The sequence below is a fragment of the Streptomyces sp. NPDC088812 genome (assembly GCF_044750285.1).
GTDB lineage: Bacteria > Actinomycetota > Actinomycetes > Streptomycetales > Streptomycetaceae > Streptomyces.
This window is the reverse complement of sequence record NZ_JBIVJP010000004.1, coordinates 223,225-240,235: the sequence shown is the minus strand read 5'-3', so window position 1 is coordinate 240,235 and position 17,011 is coordinate 223,225. Positions and strand designations below refer to the sequence as shown.

The window sequence follows — 17,011 nt, the reverse complement described above, 5'->3', positions numbered from 1 at the left end:
ATGGCATGGCATGAAGAGGCTGGCAGACGAGTCGGGCTGTACGCCGGGTTCTGTCGCCCGGTCGCCTCGCGGCGGCCGGGGAGACGGCCATCCATCTAGGACCGGCGTTGCCGCCGGCCTCGTGCGGTCTACCCGCGGACTCGGGCGGGCAGCCCTCGAACGTCCGCGCAGAGCGCTTGTGACGGCGCTCCTTTTGACCTTGCTCCGGGTGGGGTTTACCTAGCTGCCCAGGTCACCCTGGGCACTGGTGGTCTCTTACACCACCGTTTCACCCTTACCGAGGACCGAGGTCCCCGGCGGTCTGTTTTCTGTGGCACTGTCCCGCGGGTCACCCCGGGTGGCCGTTAGCCACCACCTTGCCCTGTGGAGCCCGGACGTTCCTCGGGAAGCCCCCTAGAGGGCTCCACGCGGCCGTCCGCCCGGCTCGTCTGCCGTGTGGACCATGGTACCGGGCGTGCGCCGTCCCGGGTGCGGCGGCCGGGTCCGCGGCTCAGAGGAAGTCGCTGGTGTCCAGGTCGAAGGCGAAAGGCTCGGGGAGGGTGAGGGGCTTTCCGAAGGGGACGGTGCAGCGCCGGCGGTAGTCGTCCTGCTTGGGATCGCTGAGCAGCGTGATCTCGGAGATGTCACGGTCTACGAGCAAGTAGAACGGGATGGCGGCGCGGGCGTAGCAGCGACGCTTGACCTCCCGGTCGGCCCTGGGTTTGGTGGAGGTCACCTCCAGCACCAGGGCGACGCCCTGGCAGGGCATCCACGAGTCCGCGCCTCGATACAGTTGCAGCGCCGCCGGAGCCAACGTGCCGTCCGGGATCACGTGGTCCTTGGGGCAGCCCTCCGCCTTCTTCAGTTTCAGTCCCTTGTTGCCGGAGAAATCCATCTCGGTCCGTGACCACTTGATCGTCTGCCGCACGATCCGGCTGATGTAGTGCTCGTGATCCCCGTCCGGCGGCGGTGTCACAACGATCTCCCCCTCGACGAGCTCCGCCCGGAAACCTTCCGGGGTGTCCAGGGCGAGAAAGCCCTCCAGCAGGACCTCTTCCTGCGTGAGCGGCTCGTGGGCCATGGCGGTCATGTCACGCCCCTCCTTCGGTCGCTCGCCAGACTCGGACATCGCCGGATCACCTGTCCGTGAGATCGGGAACCCTTCCCTCGATCGTGGCACATGATCACCGCCACCGTCGGGGCACGGCTCGCCCGGGGCGCCCCAGTACGCTGGCGCGGAGCCCCCTACGAAGGAGAAACGCGCGTGCTCGTCCTGCTGCCCCCGTCCGAAGGAAAGGCCGCGTCCGGTGGTGGCGCACCGCTGGAGCCGGCGTCGCTGTCCCTGCCGGGGCTCGCCGCCGCGCGGGAGGCCGTGCTGGCCGAGCTGGCCGAGCTGTGCGCGGGGGACGAGGACAAGGCGCGCGAGGTGCTCGGGCTGAGCGAGGGGCTGCGCGGTGAGGTCGCCAAGAACGCGGCGCTGCGCACGGCGGGCGCGCGGCCGGCCGGCGAGATCTACACGGGTGTGCTGTACGACGCGCTGGACCTCGCCTCGCTGGACGCGGCGGCGAAGGAGCGGGCGGCCGGGTCGCTGCTGGTGTTCTCGGGGTTGTGGGGGGCGGTCCGGGTGACGGACCGGATCCCGTCGTACCGCTGCTCGATCGGGGTGAAGCTGCCCGGGCTGGGGGCGCTGGGCGCCCACTGGCGGGTGCCGATGGCGGACGTGCTGCCCGAGGCGGCCGGGGACGGGCTGGTGCTGGACCTGCGGTCGGCGGCGTACGCGGCGGCGTGGAAGCCGAAGGGCGAGGTGGCCGGGCGGACGGCGAGCGTGCGGGTGCTGCACGCGCCGACCCGGAAGGTGGTCAGCCACTTCAACAAGGCGACCAAGGGGCGGATCGTACGGAGTCTGCTGACGGCGGGGATCGCCCCCAAGGGTCCCGGCGAACTGGTGGTCGCGCTGCGCGACCTCGGCTACGTGGTGGAGGAGAAGGCCCCGGCGCGGGCGGGGGCCGTCTGGACGCTGGACGTGCTGGTGGAGCAGGTTCACTAGTCGACGGCGGCGTTCGTCGTTGCATCATGTGCAATGACCTTTGCGCGTGTTGCGCGCCGGGGGCAGGATGAGGCGCATGACCTCACTGCTGCCCTCCCCTTCGGCTGCCTCGGTCCTGGGTCTCGCCCCCGTCGTGCCCGTCGTGGTCCTGCGGGACGCCGCCGACGCCGTACCGCTGGCGCGGGCGCTGGTCGCGGGCGGGCTGCCGGTCGTCGAGGTGACGCTGCGCACGCCCGCCGCGCTCGACGTGATCCGGGAGATCGCCGGCGCCGTGCCCGAGGCGGTCGTCGGGGCGGGGACGGTGATCACGCCGGAGCAGGTGACGCGGTGCCGGGCGGCGGGCGCGCGGTTCCTGGTGAGCCCCGGCTGGACGGAGGCCCTGCTGGCGGCGATGCGCGCGTCCGGGCTCCCGTTCCTGCCCGGGGTGTCGACCACGTCGGAGGTCGTGGCGCTGCTGGAGCGCGGGGTGCGGGAGATGAAGTTCTTCCCGGCGCAGGCGGCCGGGGGGACGGCGTATCTCGGGTCCCTGGCCGGGCCGCTCCCACAGGTCCGGTTCTGTCCGACGGGCGGGATCGGCCCGGACAACGCCGCGGAGTACTTGGCGCTGCCCAACGTCGGCTGCGTAGGCGGGAGTTGGATGGTTCCGGCGGACGCGGTGGCGGCCCGGGACTGGGGGCGGATCGAGGAGCTGGCGCGGGCCGCCGCCCGCCTCGGGGATACCGCCGCTTGCCTCGGGGACGCTGCCGCACCCCTGGGGGACACCGCCGCCCGCCTCAGGGACGCTGCCGCACCCCTAGGGGATGCCGCCGCACCCCTGGGGGATACCGCCGCACCCCTAGGGGATGCCGCCGCACCCCTCAGGGACGCAGGTGGGACGTGTCGTTGAGGAGGCGGAGGCTGGCGTTGCCGTCCGCGTAGTACGCCACGACCGACAGCGAGGCCGCCGACAGCTCCATCCGGAACAAAGACTCCGGCGGCGCGCCCAGCGCGAGCCGTACGAGGGTCTTGATCGGGGTGACGTGGGTGACCAGCAGCACGGTGCGGCCCGCGTACGCCGCGACCAGTTTGTCGCGGGTGGCGGCGATCCGGGTGGCGGTCGCCGCGAAGCTCTCGCCGCCGCCGGTGGGTTCGGCCTCCGGGTCCGCCAGCCAGGCGTTCAGGTCGTCGGGGTGGCGTTCGCGGACCTCGCCGAACGTCAGCCCCTCCCAGGCTCCGAAGTCCGTCTCGCGCAGCCCGTCGTCGACGGTGACCTCCAGCCCCAGCCGGGCGGCGACGGCCGCCGCGGTCTCCCGGGTGCGGGCGAGCGGGGAGGCGACGATGTGCTGGACGGTGCCGCGCCGGGCGAGGGCGGCGGCGACCCGTTCGGCCTGCTCCCGGCCGATGCCGGAGAGGGAGGGGTCGGTGCCGCCGCTGCCGGAGAAACGCTTCTCGGGGGTGAGGGGGGTCTCTCCGTGCCGCAGCAGGACGAAGGTGGCCGGCGCTCCGAGGTCGGGCGCCGAGCCCCAGCCGACGGACGGCTGCGCGGAGGCGGAAGCGGAGCCAGAGGCGGAAGCGGAGGCTGAAGCGGAGGCGGAGGCGGCCTGCGTCGCGGCAGCGGCGGGCAGGGTGGGGGCGGGGGTGGCCACGGTGCGGGCGGCACGGCGGTCGTCGGCCTTCGCGCCCGGTGTGGGAGCGGGGGTGGTGGCCGTCGTCGGACGCGCCTCGGCCAGTGCCGCACGGGCCCTGGCCGCCCCCGCGGCCGCGTCCCCGGGCGGACCGGACGGCTCGGGCGCCGCCGCGGTGGCGGCCGGCCGCGCCGGGGCGTCCAGGGCGGCCCGGGACGCCCCGGGGTCCCACTGCTCGCCCCGCTTGCCCGCGTCCATCGCCTCGTTGGCCAGCCGGTCGGCGTGCTTGTTGCGTTCGCGCGGGATCCACTCGTAGGTGACCTGGCCGGGCGGGAGGACGCGGGACGCCTCCGCGGCCAGCGGCTTCATGTCGGGGTGCTTGATCTTCCAGCGCCCCGACATCTGCTCGACGACCAGCTTGGAGTCCATCCGGACGCGCACCGGGGCCGACGGGTCGAGTTCGCGGGCGGCGCGCAGTCCGGCCAGCAGCCCGCGGTACTCGGCCACGTTGTTGGTGGCGACGCCGATGTACTCGGCGCGCTCGGCGAGCGTCTCCCCCGTCGCCGCGTCGATCACGACGCTGCCGTAGCCCGCGGGTCCCGGGTTGCCGCGCGACCCGCCGTCGGCCTCGACGATGAACTCCCGCACTCCGTCAGCCCCTTACAGCCCGGACTCGGAGGTGCGCACCAGGATCCGGCCGCAGTTCTCGCACCGTACGACGGTGTCGGGCGCGGCCTTGCGGATCTCGCTCAGCTCGGTGATGGCGAGTTCCTGGCGGCAGCCCTGGCAGGAGCGCGCGTACAGCTTGGCCGCGCCGATGCCGCCCTGCTGCCCGCGCAGCTTGTCGTAGAGCTTGAGCAGATCGGCCGGGACGGCGCCGGCGACGACCTCGCGCTCCTTCGTCACCGTGGCGGTCTCGCCGTCGATCTCCTCGAACGCGGCGTCCCGGCGGGCGGTCGCGTCGTCGATCTTCGTCTGGACGGAGGAGACCCGCTCCGTCAGCTCGGCGACCCGCTCCTGGGCGGCCTCACGGCGCTCCATGACCTCCAGGACGACGTCCTCCAGGTCACCCTGGCGCTTGGCGAGGGAGACGATCTCCCGCTGGAGGTTCTCCAGGTCCTTCGGGGAGGTGACGGCGCCGGAGTCGAGCCGCTGCTGGTCGCGGGCGGCGCGCTGACGCACCTGGTCCACGTCCTGCTCGGCCTTGGTCTGCTCGCGGGCGGTGTCGCTCTCCTCGGTCTGCGCGGCCACGAGCAGGTCGCGCAGCTGCGTCAGATCCTTGGTCAGCGACTCGATCTCGGCATGCTCGGGCAGCGACCTCCGCTTGTGCGCGAGCTGCTGCAGGCGGACGTCGAGGGCCTGGACGTCGAGGAGTCGGATCTGGTCGGCGGGCGCGGCGTTCAGTTGGGGGCTCCAGGTGAGGGGGAGTGAAGGGTCCAGGGGTCGGTGACCGTCGTGGAGACGTGGACCCGCAGGCCCCATCCGTTCCGGTCGGAGATCTCGTCGAGCTGGGCGGCGGCCAGCTCGCACCAGGGCCACTCGGTGGCCCAGTGCGCCGCGTCGAACAGCGCGAGGGGACGGTGGGCGCCGGCCGCCATGAACTCGGACGCCGGGTGGTGGCGCAGGTCCGCGGTGAGGAAGGCGTCGACGCCGGCCGCACGCACGTGGTCGAACAGGCTGTCCCCCGATCCGCCGCTCACGGCGACGGTCCGTACGACCGCCTCCGGATCGCCCGCCACCCTCAGTCCCTGCGCGGTCGCCGGGAGCCGCTCCGCGGCCCGCGCGGCGAACTCCCGCACGGTCAGCGGGTGGTCCAGCTCACAGACCCGCCCGAGCCCGCGCCGCCCCTCGGGGTCCGAGACGTCGGGGACGAGGGGGCGGACGACCCGCAGATCGAGCGCCCCGGCGAGCGCGTCGCTCACGCCCGGGTCGGCGGTGTCGGCGTTGGTGTGGGCGACGTGCAGCGCGATGTCGTTCTTGATCAGATCGTGCACGACCCGGCCCTTGAAGGTCGACGCCGCGACGGTCGTCGTCCCGCGCAGGTACAGCGGATGGTGGGTGACGAGCAGATCGGCGTCCAGCTTCACCGCCTCGTCGACGATCTTCTGGACGGGGTCGACCGCGAAGAGGACCCGCGCGATCTTCTGGTCGGGGTCGCCCACGACCGTACCGACCGCGTCCCAGGCCTCGGCCCGCTCGGCGGGCCACAGCTTCTCCAGCGCGGCGATGACTTCAGACAGACGGGGCACGGGGAAAAGGCTACCTGGCCGGTCCTCGGGGGTGCACCGGCGCGGGGTGGAGGGGGCCGGGCGGGCGGACAGCACAGCCCCCCGGCCCTCCGGAGGCGAATCGCTTCTGCACCACTCGTACGAGCGAAGCCCCCGTGCGCCGATCCCCGGCCCGGGCGCACGACCTTAGCTTCGTCACCGGAGGTGACCGAGCCATGACGGCCTGTGCAATCGAATCCACCGCGGAGGACGAGGAAGACGACGACCGGACGCCGCACGCGCCCTGCGTGATCACGGCGGACGGCGCCTACGCCGCCCGTCTCGCGCGGGACGGCGAGTCCTGGTACCCGGAGCGCTGGACGTTGGACGGCCCCGAGCCGTACGCCGTACCGCTGCCCGTCCACCAGCCGGAGGAGCCCGGCACTGACGTGCACCCGATGGGCGACGGCCGGGTCCTGATCCGGCGGCGGGTGCAGGGGCGGCACGCCTTCTCGCTGCTCTACCCGACCGGCCCCGGCACGGGAGAACTGCCGTTGGGCGCGGTGGAGTGCCCGGACGTGGGCACCCGGCTGCGCCTGCTGCCGCCGGCGCCGTGCGGCGAACGGGCGTACGCCCTGGCGGTGGGCCCGCGTTCGACGACGCTGTGGCTGGTCGCGGGCGGCGCGTTCGGCCCGGAGCACGTCACCGACCTGCCCGGCCGCTGCTCGGGCGGGGTGTGGCTGGACCGGACGGGACGCATGCTGGCGCTGGACCGGGAGACCGGCGGCCGCACGAAGGCCGTGGTGGTGGACCTGGAGCGGGGCGGCGAGGTGTCCCCGCTGCTGCAGATCACCGCCGACAGCGACGACCGTCTGCTGCTGGCGGACCCGGACAGCGGTCTGCTGCTGATCCGCTCGGACGCGCCCTCGCCCGGTGAGCCGCGCCTCGGCTGGGGCGTGCTCGGCAGCACGTTCCCGGTCCGCTTCCCGGAGTCGTTGCGGATGCCGGGCTGCGTCCTGACACCGTTCGCGATCCAGCCGGGTCAGGTGCTGCTGCCGGAGACGTGCGCGGTGGCGCTCCGCGTCGACGGCCCGTTCGGCAGCCGGCTCGGCGTGTGGCGCCCGGTGGAACGGCACCTGCGCCAGGTGGCGGCTCCCGAGGGCTGGCTGGCGGGCAGCGGCCTGTGGACCCGGGACGGCGTGCTGTGCCTGCCGTACGCGACGGCGGCGGAGCCGTGCGGCGTGGCGCGCGTGGCCGTGCCCCCGCGGAGCACGGCCGCGGAGCCGCGGGCCGCGCAGCCGCCGGCCTCCGCACCGGGCCCCCTCCCCGCCGAACCCCCCGGCCCCGGCCCCGCCCCCGCCGACGCCCCTGCCTCCGCCGCCGGACCCGGACCCGGACCCGGCCACGGTGCCTCCGCACCCGGTGCCCCCCGTCCCGTCCCGCTCCAGCAGGCCCCACTCGACCGGCTTGTAACGAATTAGCAGCGGTCGGCGCGGCCGCCTGCACCCGCCCCGAGGTACGCCGGATAAACTCTCCCGGCTGTAAAAGGATCATGTTGACGGGGTGAACACTTCCGATGAGTGACGCAAGCACCACGCCGCTGTCCGCCGACGCCCAGGAGACCGGTCACGGCCGTCACCGGGGCCCGGTCGCGGCCCAGGACGGCGAGTCCGCTCCCCGCGGCCGGCACCGCAAGCCGGCCGTGGAGAAGGCCGAGGCGGCTGCCTGACGGTACGCCGGGAGGCCCCGCCCGTCGCGAGACGGGCGGGGCCTTCTGCGTGCCGGGCTGCGCGGTCTGAGCTTCGCGGTCCGGGCTTCGCGGTCCGGGCTTCGCGGTCCGGGCCCCGCCGTCTGAGCTCCGCGGTCCCGGTTCCGCGTCCGGCTCCGGGCTCCGCGTCCGGCTCCGGGCTCCGCGTCCGGCTCCGGGCTCCGCGTTCCTCGTTCCGCCGGAGCCTCAGTCGTGTGTGACGAGCGTGTCGGTGAGGACCGGCGCGTCGTCCCGCTCCACCGCGCTCACCGCCGCCCGCACGGCGCCCGCCCCCCGCCACAGACGGACGCGCAGGGTCTCCCCCGGGTAGACGACTCCGGCGAAGCGGGTGGTGTACGAGCGCACCCGGGTCACGTCCCCGTCGAGCAGCGTGTCGACGACGGCCTTGAGGGTGATCCCGTAGGTGCACAGGCCGTGCAGGACGGGCCGCTCGTATCCGGCGCGCCGCGCGAAGTCGGGGTCGGCGTGCAGCGGGTTCCGGTCGCCGGAGAGGCGGTAGAGCAGGGCCTGGTCCTCGCGGACGGGCCGTTCGAGCACCGTGTCGGGGTCGCCGGCCGGTGGGACGGGACGGGCGGAGGGGCCGCGGTCGCCGCCCCAGCCGCCTTCGCCCCGTACGAAGATCCGGACGTCGTCGGTCCACAACGGGCCGTCGGCGTCGGTGACGTCGGTGCGCAGGACGAGGACGGCGGCGGTGCCCTTGTCGTACACCGCGGTGATCCGGCTGGTGGCGGTGGCGGTGCCCTCGGCGGAGACCGGGCGGTGCAGGACGAGCGACTGGCCGCCGTGCAGGACGCGGGCGAGGTCGACGTCGACGCCGGGCATGGACAGTGCCTCGATCACCCCGGGCGCACCGGCGCCGGCGACGGTGGCGAAGCTGGGCAGGACGTGCAGTTGTGACTCCAGGGTGTAGCGCAGCTCGTCGGGGTCGGTGGCGGGGCGGCCCGCGCCGATGCCGAGGTGGTAGAGCAGGACGTCCTCGGGGGTCCAGGTGATCTCGCGGGAGCGGGGCGCGGCGGCGAGCGCCTCGGCTGCGTCGATGGGCATGGGACTCCTGACGGTGGCGGCGGGCGTCGCGCGGCGGTGACGGTGACACCGAGCGGTGGGCGGCGGGAAGCGGGCAGCAGCGGGCGGTGGGGTGCGGGCTTCGGGCAGCAGCTAGCGGTGGGGTGCGGGCTTCGGGCAGCAGCGGGCGGTGGGAGGCGGGCGTCGGGCAGCAGCGGGCCGTGGGGTGCGGGCTTCGGGCAACGGGCGATGGACGGTGGACGGTGGGCGGCCGGCAGTGGGCGGCACGCTGGCATAGTGCCCGCATGCTCCTACCGATACGGATCAGCAGACGTGCGGCCGCACTGGCGGTGAGTCTCGCCGCCGTTCTCGTCACGGCCGGCGCCACGGCCGGCGCTCCCGCCGTGGCGGACGGCTCCGGGCAGGTGGCGTTGCGTCTGGAGGCCCCGGAGAGCTTCACCATGTACAACGCCGACGAGGGCGCGCGGGCCGAGAACGACGACTTCGTGGTGCCCGTCGCCGTGGTGCGCGGTGACGGGGGCCCGGCCCGCGACGTCACCGTCGTCGTGGACACCTCGGGGCTGGCGGGTGTCGCCCGCGCGGTGAAGGGCGGCTACGGGAACTGCGCGGGCGAGGGACCGGTGTTCACCTGCACGTACGGCACCCTCCAGAACGGCGACGGCGAGACCAACGCGCCCTTCACCCTGCACGGCCTGGACGGCGTGCGGCCGGGCGACAGCGGGACGGTGACGTACACCGCCACCGCCGGCAACGCCGCCCCCGTCACCGGCACCACCCGCATGGTCGTCGGCGGACCGACGCTGTACGCGCCCGGCGAGGAGCCGGCGGTGAGCGGGCTGGAGCCGGGCACGGCGGCGACGGTGACACCGGGGTTCGCCAACCACTCCGCGTTCCCCACCCCGCAGGGCGTCGCCCTCCAGGTCGACGTGACGGGCCTGACGCTGACGCCCCGGTACCGCAACTGCTTCTACGCGGGCTCGGCGCCCACCTCGGCGTGGTGCACGTTCCCGGCGGAGGCCACGGCGGGCGCCGCCTTCCGCACCGGCGCGCCGCTGGTGTACACGGCCCCGCCCGGGGAGCTGAAGGGCACGGTGACCTACACCTGGTCGGCGTCCCCGCAGCGGCCCGCCGGCCACACCGTGCGCGGAACGGGCGCCGCGCTCACCCTGGTCCGCACGGCGGACCGGGGCTTCGACAGCGGGCAGGGCACCCTCGGCGTGGGCACCACCGTGCAGGTCGACTACCGGCCGGTCACCGCGACGGTGCGGGGCCGGGTCGGCGACACGGTGGAGGTGCGGCTCGGGGTGCGCGACCTCGGCCCCGGCCGGATCCTCGACAGCGAGGACCTGGGCCGCTTCGAGGTGGTCCCGCCGGAGGGCACCACGGTCACCTCCGTCCCGTACACCTTCGAGGACTCGGGCGGCCGGTGGGCGTGCGACCGGCCGGAGGAGCCCGGCGGGGCGTTCGTCTGCGAGATCGGGCACGACCGGTTCTACGAGGTGCGGCACGAAGGGGGGACGACCGCCATCGGCTTCCGCGTCCGCATCGACCGGCAGGTCCCCGGCGCGCGGGGCACCATCCGCACGTACAACCCCTACGACCGCACTCCCGGCAACGACACCGCCGCCATCCCGCTCCGGGCGTCGCCCGCCCTGCCCTACCGGCCCCAGCGGGACGCCCGGCTGTGGGCCGCGGGGGCGTTCGCGGTGGCCGTGGCCCTGGCGGCCGCCCGCTGCTGCCGTCGCCGGGGGCGGCAGCGGCAGCAGCGGGCGGGCTGAGAGCCGCTCCCGGCCGCGACCCTTCGGATCGCGGTGGCCGTCGCCCCGGATCGCGGTGACCGCCGTCGCCCCTCGGTTCGCGGTGGCCTCAGCCGCCCCCTCAGATCCCGGTGCCCGTGCGCCGCAGCACCCGCAGCGAGCCGGTGTCCGAGACCTCGGTGAAGGCTCCGGAGGCCAGGGCGCGCAGGTAGACGCGGTAGGGGGCCTGGCCGGTGAACTCGTCGGCGGGGTGCGGGAAGACGTCGTGGATGACGAGCAGACCGCCGTCGGCGAGGTGCGGGGCCCAGCCCTCGTAGTCGGCGTTCGCGTGCTCGTCGGTGTGGCCGCCGTCGACGAAGACCAGGCCGAGGGGAGTGCCCCACACCTTCGCCACCTGCGGCGAACGGCCGACCAGGGCGACGACGTGCTCCTCCAGGCCCGCCCGGTGGAGGGTGCGGCGGAAGGTGGGCAGGGTGTCCATCAGGCCGGTCCCGGGGTCGACCGTCTCCGGGTCGTGGTAGTCCCAGCCGGGCTGCTGCTCCTCGCTGCCCCGGTGGTGGTCGACGGTGAGGGCGGTGACCCGGGCGGCGCGGGCCGCGCCGGCGAGCAGGATCGTGGAGCGCCCGCAGTAGGTGCCGACCTCCAGCAGCGGCAGGCCGAGCCGCCCCGCCGCCGCGGCCGCCGCGTACAGGGCGAGCCCCTCGTCGACGGGCATGAAGCCCTTCGCGGCCTCGAACGCGGCCAGGATCTCGGGCGCGGGTGCCGCGGTCATGGGGTCCCCCTCGGTCGTACGGGTGTGTCGGCGCCCCATGCTGTCGCACCCCCCGTCGGCGCTGCGACGGGGGGTGCGGCGAGCGAACTCCGAGGCCTGGGCGGTGCTCCTACGCGGTGACCGTCTCTCCCGGCAGCGCCAGGTCCACGTCGACCGGGCGGTCGTCGCCGGTGTGGGTCGCGGCGGAGGCGTGGGGGCCGTGGCCGGTGGCCCGGGCGGCGAGGACGTAGGAGCCCTGGGCGGGGACGGTGAGGGCGTAGCTGCCGTCCTCGGCGGACAGGGTGGCGCCGGCCTGCCGGCCGCGGCGGTCGATGAGGGTGACCCGGGCGCGGGCGACCGGGGTGCCGCCGGCGTCCAGGACGCGGCCGCGGAAGGCCCGCAGGGCGGCCTCGGCGCGCTCCAGGTTGGCGTCCTCCTCGCTGCTGGCGCGCAGCTGCGGCACGGCCGACGGGGTGCGGCCGGGCAGGAGGAGAGCCAGGACCAGGCCCACGGCGACGGCGGCGGTGGCGATCAGGAAGGAGACGCGGAAGCCGTGCAGGGTGGGGACGGCGACGCCGTTCACGGTGTGCGCGGTGTTGGCGAGCACCATGCCGATGACGGCGCTGGAGACGGACGTGCCGATGGACCGCATCAGCGTGTTCAGGCCGTTGGCCGCGCCGGTCTCGGAGGCGGGGACGGCGCCGACGATCAGCGCGGGCAGGGACGAGTAGGCGAGGCCGATGCCGGCGCCGAGGACCACCGCGATGACCAGGCTCTGCCAGGCGGCGCTCATCAGGCCGAGGCCGGCGCCGTAGCCGACGGCGATGATCAGCATGCCGAGGATCAGCGTGATCCTGGGGCCGTAGCGGGCGGACAGCCGGGCGTAGACGGGCGCGGTGAACATCATCGTCAGGCCGAGCGGGGCGACGAGCAGGCCCGCGGTGACCATCGACTGGCCGAGGCCGTAGCCGGTGCTGGTCGGCAGCTGGAGCAGTTGCGGCAGGACGAGCGAGACGACGTAGAAGCTGACGCCGACCATGATCGAGGCGAGGTTGGTGAGGAGGACCTCGCGGCGGGCGGTGGTCCGCAGGTCGACCAGCGGGGCCTTCAGGCGCAGCTCCATCACGCCCCACAGGACGAGGACGGCCGCCGCCGCGGCGAACAGGCCGAGCGTGGTGGCGGAGGTCCAGCCCCAGTCGCTGCCCTTGGTGATGGGCAGCAGGAAGAGGACGAGTCCGGCGGACAGGCCGAGCGCGCCGGGCAGGTCGAAGGAGCCCTCGGCGCGCGCCGGGGACTCGGGGACGACGAGGAGGGTGAGGGCGATGGCGAGGACGCCGAGGCCTGCGGCGCCGTAGAAGAGGGCGTGCCAGTCGCTGTGCTGGGCGATCAGTGCGGCGGCGGGCAGGGCGAGGCCGCCGCCGACGCCGATGGAGGAGCTCATCAGGGCCATGGCCGAGCCGAGCCGTTCGCGGGGCAGCATGTCGCGCATCAGGCCGATGCCGAGCGGGATCGCGCCCATCGCGAAGCCCTGGAGGGTGCGGCCGGCGATCATCGTGAGCAGGTCGCTGGTGACGGCGCTGACCAGCGCGCCGACGACCATCACGGCGAGGCTGAGGATCAGCATGCGCCGCTTGCCGTACAGGTCGCCGAGGCGGCCCATGATGGGCGTGGCCACGGCGCCGGAGAGCAGGGTGGAGGTCAGGACCCAGGTGGCGTCGCCGGGGGCGGTGCCCAGCAGCTGCGGCAGGTCCTTGACGACCGGGACGAGCAGGGTCTGCATCACCGCGACCACGATGCCCGCGAAGGCGAGCACCGGGACTACGGCACCGTTCGCTCCGCGTCGGGGCCGGTCGGTCGGCGTGTGCGTCATGAAGGGGGGCCTCCAGGCCTGAGGTGAGGTGAGACGAGATGAGGGTGGGATACGTGCATGTTGAACCACGTATGCATGAGCAACTATTCCGATGCTTCGGCACACTAACGAAATCTTGACCTTCTCTTGGGAGAGAGCGCCTGCCGCGGACCTGCCGCGGACCTGCCGCGGACCTGCCGCGGGCCTGCCGCGGGCCTGCTGCGGGCCTACCGAGGGCCTGCCGCGGGCCTGGCGAGCGCCTGCCGCGGGCCTGCCGGGCTACGGCCCGGGACCTACGCCCGAATCCCGATGCAAGGGGCGACAGAGCCCTGAGACCATGACGTCCATGCCCGAAGCGACCGACAGCGTGCCACCGCCCCGCCGCCCCGTCTCCCCCTCCTCCGCCTCCTCCGCCTCCCCCTCCTCCGCCTCCTCCCCCGCCTGGCTCGTCGTCGCGCTCGCCTGCGCCGGGCAGTTCCTCGTCGTCCTCGACGTCTCCGTCGTGAACGTGGCGCTGCCGTCGATACGGGCCGAGTTGGGGATGGGCGCCGCGGGTCTCCAGTGGGTGGTGAACGCGTACGCCATCTCCTTCGCCGGGTTCATGCTGCTCGGCGGACGGGCCGGTGACCTGTACGGGCGCAAGCGGATGTTCCTGGTCGGGCTCGCCCTGTTCACGGTGGCCTCGCTGGCCGGCGGGCTGGCCCGGGACGACTGGCAGCTGCTGCTCGCGCGGGCCGTGCAGGGGCTGGGCGCGGCCGTGCTGGCGCCCGCCACGCTGACGATCGTCACCGCCGCCGTCCCGGAGGGCGCGGCACGGGCCCGGGCGATCGCGACCTGGACCGCAGTCGGCGCGGGCGGCGGTGCCGCGGGCGGACTCGTCGGCGGCGTGCTGGTCGACCTGCTGTCATGGCGGTGGGTGCTGCTGATCAACGTGCCGGTCGGCGCGGTCGTCCTGGCCGGCGCCCTCGCCCGCCTGACCGAGAGCCGGGCCGGTGACGGCCGCCGCCTCGACCTGCCGGGCGCCCTGCTGGTGACGGCCGGGCTGGCCACCCTGGCGTACGGGATCTCCCGGACCGAGGCCGAGGGGTGGACCGCGGCGGCGGTGCTGGTGCCGCTGGCCGCCGGGCTCGCGCTGATCGCCCTGTTCCTGGCCGTAGAGGCCCGCACGGCGGCCCCGCTGATGCCGCTCGGGCTGCTGCGGCTGCGTCCGGTGGCGTCGGCGAACACGGCGATGTTCCTGACCGGGTCGGCCATGTTCTGCATGTGGTACTTCATGACGCTGTACGCGCAGAACGCGCTCGGTTACACACCGCTGGGGGCGGGCCTGGCACTGATGCCCAGCTCCCTGGCCATCGTCCTCGGCTCGAAGCTCGCGCCCCGCCTCATGCGGACGGCCGGGGCGCGCACGGTGGCCGCGCTGGGCGCGCTGGTCGCGGCGGCCGGGTTCGGCTGGCAGTCGACGATGACCGCCGACGGCGCCTACCTCACCGCCATCATGCTGCCGGGCGTCCTGATGATGCTGGGCGCGGGCCTGTCGGCGACCCCGCTCGCCGCGCTCGCCACCTCCGGGGCGGCGCCGGGCGAGGCCGGTCTGGTCTCCGGGCTGGTCAACACCTCCCGCACGATGGGCGGTTCGCTGGGCCTGGCGGTGCTGTCGACGGTGGCCGCCGCCCGCACCGACGGCCGCCCCACGCCGGAGGCGCTGACCGAGGGCTACGCGCTGGCGTTCCGCACGGGTACGGGGGTGCTGCTCGCGGCGGCGGCGCTGATGCTGGTGTGGCTGCCGCGGAGGCCGGCGACGGGCGCCCCGGTCGCCGAGGCCTCCTCGGCCACGGAGGGTTCCCGCACACCCGTGAAGTGAGCCGCCGGGCGGCCGGCCGGCACCCCCGCACACGACTCCCGCGCCGGGGACGGCAACGGCTCCGACGCGGTCCCGGGCCGGGGACGGCAACGGCTCCGACGCGGTCCCGGGCCGGGGCCCCCGTACCCACGACTCGTCCGGCCGTCGCCCCCGGGTCGCGCCGTACGGTCCACGACAGGGCCTAGGGTGGCACGCGTGTCGTACACAGGCCCGGAATTCGATCATCCGCTCCCCCGGCGCTCGCGGCTGCGCCGCCCCCTCGCCGTGACGCTCGCCGTGCTCGTGCCCGGCGCGCTGCTCGGGTGGCTGGGGTACGAAGCGCTGGGCGGGACCGGGGACGGCGGGGCGGGCCGGGTGACGGGGGCGGCGTCGGGCGGGCCGGGGGCGACGGCGGCCGGCGACGGCGACGGGAAGCCCGCCGCCTCCGCCTCACCGTCCGCCACGGCCACGGCCACGGCCACGGCCGCCTCCCTCGCGGGGAAGGTCGTCGTCATCGACCCGGGCCACAACCCGACCAACTTCCGGCACCCCGACGAGATCAACGGCAAGGTGGACGTCGGCACCCACCGCAAGGAGTGCGACACCACCGGCACGTCCACCAACTCCGGTTACAGCGAGGCCGCGTTCACCCTGGACGTGGCGCACCGGCTGAGCGCCCTGCTGCGAGGGCAGGGCGCCACGGTGACGCTGACGCAGGACGCGGACCGGCCCTACGGCCCCTGCGTCGACGAGCGCGCCCGGATCGGGAACGCCGCGCACGCCGACGCGGTCGTCTCGATCCACGCCGACGGCTCGGGGACCGGCAACCGCGGCTACCACGTGATCCTGCCGGGCGAGGTGCGCGCGGGCGCCGCCGACACCCGTGCCATCGTGGGCCCTTCGCGGGAACTCGGGAAGCTGATCGCCACGGACTTCGGGCGCGTCACGGGCAGCGCCCCCGCCAACTACGTGGGCGACGGCAGCGGTCTCGTCACGCGCGAGGACCTGGGCGGTCTCAATCTGTCAACGGTTCCCAAGGTGTTCATCGAGTGCGGCAACATGCGCGATAGCAAGGACGCGGCGCTGCTGACCAGCGGTGCCTGGCGGCAGAAGGCGGCGCAAGGGATCTCTGAGGGAATCGTGAGTTTCCTGCGCGGGTAGCGATCGGCGCACTGATCCCGGCGGACAGTCCGATCGTACGGACGATAGTGTCGTCCCTACGATCAGGGGCCGCCCCCGCGCTTCCCACCCGGGCCTGACGGCGACATGGTGACAGCGACGCCTCTACCGATGCGTGGACCGATGACGAGACGACTGACGAAGGACCTGAAGTGAATATCCGCTCCCTCACTCGAGGCGACGGCGTGGTGATCGGAGCAGCGGTATTGCTGTTCATCGCGTCGTTCCTGGACACGTTCGACGGCTCCGGTGACGACGTCCCCAACGCCTGGGACAACCTCGGCCTCCTGATGAGCATGTACATCGGCGGGATCATCGGGGCGGCGCTGATCGTCGTCGCCCGCGCGCTCCCGCAGCCGCGCAAGGTCGCCGGCCTCGACCTCGGCCAGCTGGGCGTCGCGCTGGCCGTCTTCGCCGCGTGGACGTCGTTCTGGTCGATCATCGACCCGCTGGGCGCGTTCACCGACGCCTTCGACGGCGCGGACATCGACACCGGCGCCGGCCTCATCCTCGGCCTGATCGCCGCCCTCCTGCTGGCCGCGGCCGCCATCGCCGGCCCGCTGGTGCCGGCCCTCCAGGCGGCGCTGATCCCGGCCCCGAAGCCGCCGACGCCGCAGCCCTACGGCGCCCAGCCGCCCGGTGGTTACGGCTACCCGGGCGCGCAGCAGCCGCCGTTCGGCGGGCAGCCGCAGCCGGGGCAGCCGGGGCAGCCGCCGTTCGGCGCGCAGCCGGGTCCGGCGCAGCCGCCGGCCCCGGACTTCTCGCCGTTCTGGTTCGCCGTGCCGGTGCCGCGTCCGCTGTTCGCGGAGGACGGCGCGCCCACCCCGATCGCCGAACTGGCGCCCGGCACCTGGTACCTGGCCGTCGAGCAGGGCGCCCAGGGTCTCATCGCGCAGACCCAGGACGGCCGGCGCGGTGTCCTGCGGGACACCTCCGGCATCCAGCGCGGCTGAGCCCGGCCCGCACCACCGCACCACCGCACGGCCCCTCGCCCGCTCGGGCGGGGG

14 protein-coding genes, 1 other RNA gene and 1 pseudogene are annotated in these 17,011 nt (G+C 74.7%); 8 read left to right on the top strand and 8 right to left on the bottom strand.

What is annotated here, in order from left to right; genetic code table 11:
• Window positions 1-23: 23 nt before the first annotated feature.
• Both rnpB and ACIP67_RS09420 read right to left on the bottom strand, forming a co-directional pair.
• An RNA gene (rnpB, locus tag ACIP67_RS09425) (RNase P RNA component class A) lies at window positions 24-427 on the bottom strand.
• A 63-nt stretch (window positions 428-490) separates the two neighbouring features.
• A complete protein-coding gene (locus ACIP67_RS09420; RefSeq protein WP_401689848.1) occupies window positions 491-1,069 on the bottom strand; it encodes a Uma2 family endonuclease in 579 nt (192 codons plus the stop codon).
• A 174-nt stretch (window positions 1,070-1,243) separates the two neighbouring features.
• Here ACIP67_RS09420 and yaaA point away from each other — a divergent pair, with 174 nt between their 5' ends.
• Together yaaA and eda are read left to right on the top strand one after the other, a co-directional pair.
• Window positions 1,244-2,026 carry a peroxide stress protein YaaA gene (gene yaaA, locus ACIP67_RS09415; RefSeq protein ID WP_401689845.1) on the top strand — a complete coding sequence of 261 codons (783 nt, stop codon included), beginning with the start codon at window positions 1,244-1,246 and terminating at the stop codon, window positions 2,024-2,026.
• Window positions 2,027-2,102: 76 nt separating this feature from the next.
• Window positions 2,103-2,741, top strand: a pseudogene (gene eda / locus ACIP67_RS09410) (bifunctional 4-hydroxy-2-oxoglutarate aldolase/2-dehydro-3-deoxy-phosphogluconate aldolase); the annotation flags it as partial.
• A 142-nt stretch (window positions 2,742-2,883) separates the two neighbouring features.
• On the opposite strand, the gene ACIP67_RS09405 reads toward eda, so the two are convergent.
• The 3 genes from ACIP67_RS09405 to ACIP67_RS09395 are packed head-to-tail and all read right to left on the bottom strand — an operon-like array spanning window position 2,884 to window position 5,879.
• Complete coding sequence (locus ACIP67_RS09405) at window positions 2,884-4,278, bottom strand: bifunctional RNase H/acid phosphatase (protein ID WP_401689842.1); 1,395 nt, start codon at window positions 4,276-4,278, stop codon at window positions 2,884-2,886.
• Between the two features lie 12 nt (window positions 4,279-4,290).
• Complete coding sequence (locus ACIP67_RS09400; RefSeq protein WP_401690312.1) at window positions 4,291-5,034, bottom strand: zinc ribbon domain-containing protein; 744 nt, start codon at window positions 5,032-5,034, stop codon at window positions 4,291-4,293.
• The gene (locus ACIP67_RS09395; RefSeq protein ID WP_401689839.1) at window positions 5,031-5,879 is read right to left on the bottom strand and encodes a Nif3-like dinuclear metal center hexameric protein; all 849 of its coding nucleotides are present in this window, start codon (window positions 5,877-5,879) and stop codon (window positions 5,031-5,033) included. Before ACIP67_RS09395 ends, ACIP67_RS09400 begins: the two co-directional genes overlap by 4 nt.
• 194 nt (window positions 5,880-6,073) lie before the next feature.
• On the opposite strand from ACIP67_RS09395, the gene ACIP67_RS09390 reads away from it, so the two are divergent.
• Together ACIP67_RS09390 and ACIP67_RS09385 are read left to right on the top strand one after the other, a co-directional pair.
• A complete protein-coding gene (locus ACIP67_RS09390) occupies window positions 6,074-7,318 on the top strand; it encodes a hypothetical protein (RefSeq protein ID WP_401689836.1) in 1,245 nt (414 codons plus the stop codon).
• 95 nt (window positions 7,319-7,413) lie between these two features.
• On the top strand, window positions 7,414-7,566 hold the full coding sequence (locus ACIP67_RS09385; RefSeq protein ID WP_401689833.1) for a hypothetical protein: 153 nt from the start codon (window positions 7,414-7,416) through the stop codon (window positions 7,564-7,566).
• Between the two features lie 225 nt (window positions 7,567-7,791).
• On the opposite strand, the gene ACIP67_RS09380 is transcribed toward ACIP67_RS09385, so the two are convergent.
• Entirely contained in the window at window positions 7,792-8,649 is an 858-nt protein-coding gene (locus ACIP67_RS09380) for a MaoC/PaaZ C-terminal domain-containing protein (protein ID WP_401689830.1), read from the bottom strand.
• A gap of 263 nt (window positions 8,650-8,912) precedes the next feature.
• On the opposite strand from ACIP67_RS09380, the gene ACIP67_RS09375 reads away from it, so the two are divergent.
• Window positions 8,913-10,406, top strand: a complete 1,494-nt coding sequence (locus ACIP67_RS09375) for a hypothetical protein (RefSeq protein ID WP_401689827.1) — start codon at window positions 8,913-8,915, stop codon at window positions 10,404-10,406.
• A 100-nt stretch (window positions 10,407-10,506) separates the two neighbouring features.
• Here ACIP67_RS09375 and ACIP67_RS09370 read toward each other — a convergent pair whose 3' ends face one another.
• Together ACIP67_RS09370 and ACIP67_RS09365 are read right to left on the bottom strand one after the other, a co-directional pair.
• Window positions 10,507-11,157 (bottom strand): class I SAM-dependent methyltransferase, encoded by a 651-nt coding sequence (locus ACIP67_RS09370; protein ID WP_401689825.1) that lies wholly within the window; start codon window positions 11,155-11,157, stop codon window positions 10,507-10,509.
• A 109-nt stretch (window positions 11,158-11,266) separates the two neighbouring features.
• Window positions 11,267-13,006: an MFS transporter gene (locus ACIP67_RS09365; protein ID WP_401689822.1), complete on the bottom strand. Its 1,740-nt coding sequence runs from the start codon at window positions 13,004-13,006 to the stop codon at window positions 11,267-11,269.
• A 316-nt stretch (window positions 13,007-13,322) separates the two neighbouring features.
• On the opposite strand from ACIP67_RS09365, the gene ACIP67_RS09360 reads away from it, so the two are divergent.
• From ACIP67_RS09360 to ACIP67_RS09350, 3 genes are all read left to right on the top strand, one after another.
• The gene (locus ACIP67_RS09360) at window positions 13,323-14,846 is read left to right on the top strand and encodes an MFS transporter (RefSeq protein ID WP_401689819.1); all 1,524 of its coding nucleotides are present in this window, start codon (window positions 13,323-13,325) and stop codon (window positions 14,844-14,846) included.
• Between the two features lie 195 nt (window positions 14,847-15,041).
• Complete coding sequence (locus ACIP67_RS09355; protein WP_401689816.1) at window positions 15,042-15,986, top strand: N-acetylmuramoyl-L-alanine amidase; 945 nt, start codon at window positions 15,042-15,044, stop codon at window positions 15,984-15,986.
• Between the two features lie 170 nt (window positions 15,987-16,156).
• Window positions 16,157-16,957: a hypothetical protein gene (locus ACIP67_RS09350; RefSeq protein WP_401689813.1), complete on the top strand. Its 801-nt coding sequence runs from the start codon at window positions 16,157-16,159 to the stop codon at window positions 16,955-16,957.
• The last annotated feature ends 54 nt before the right edge of the window (window positions 16,958-17,011 follow it).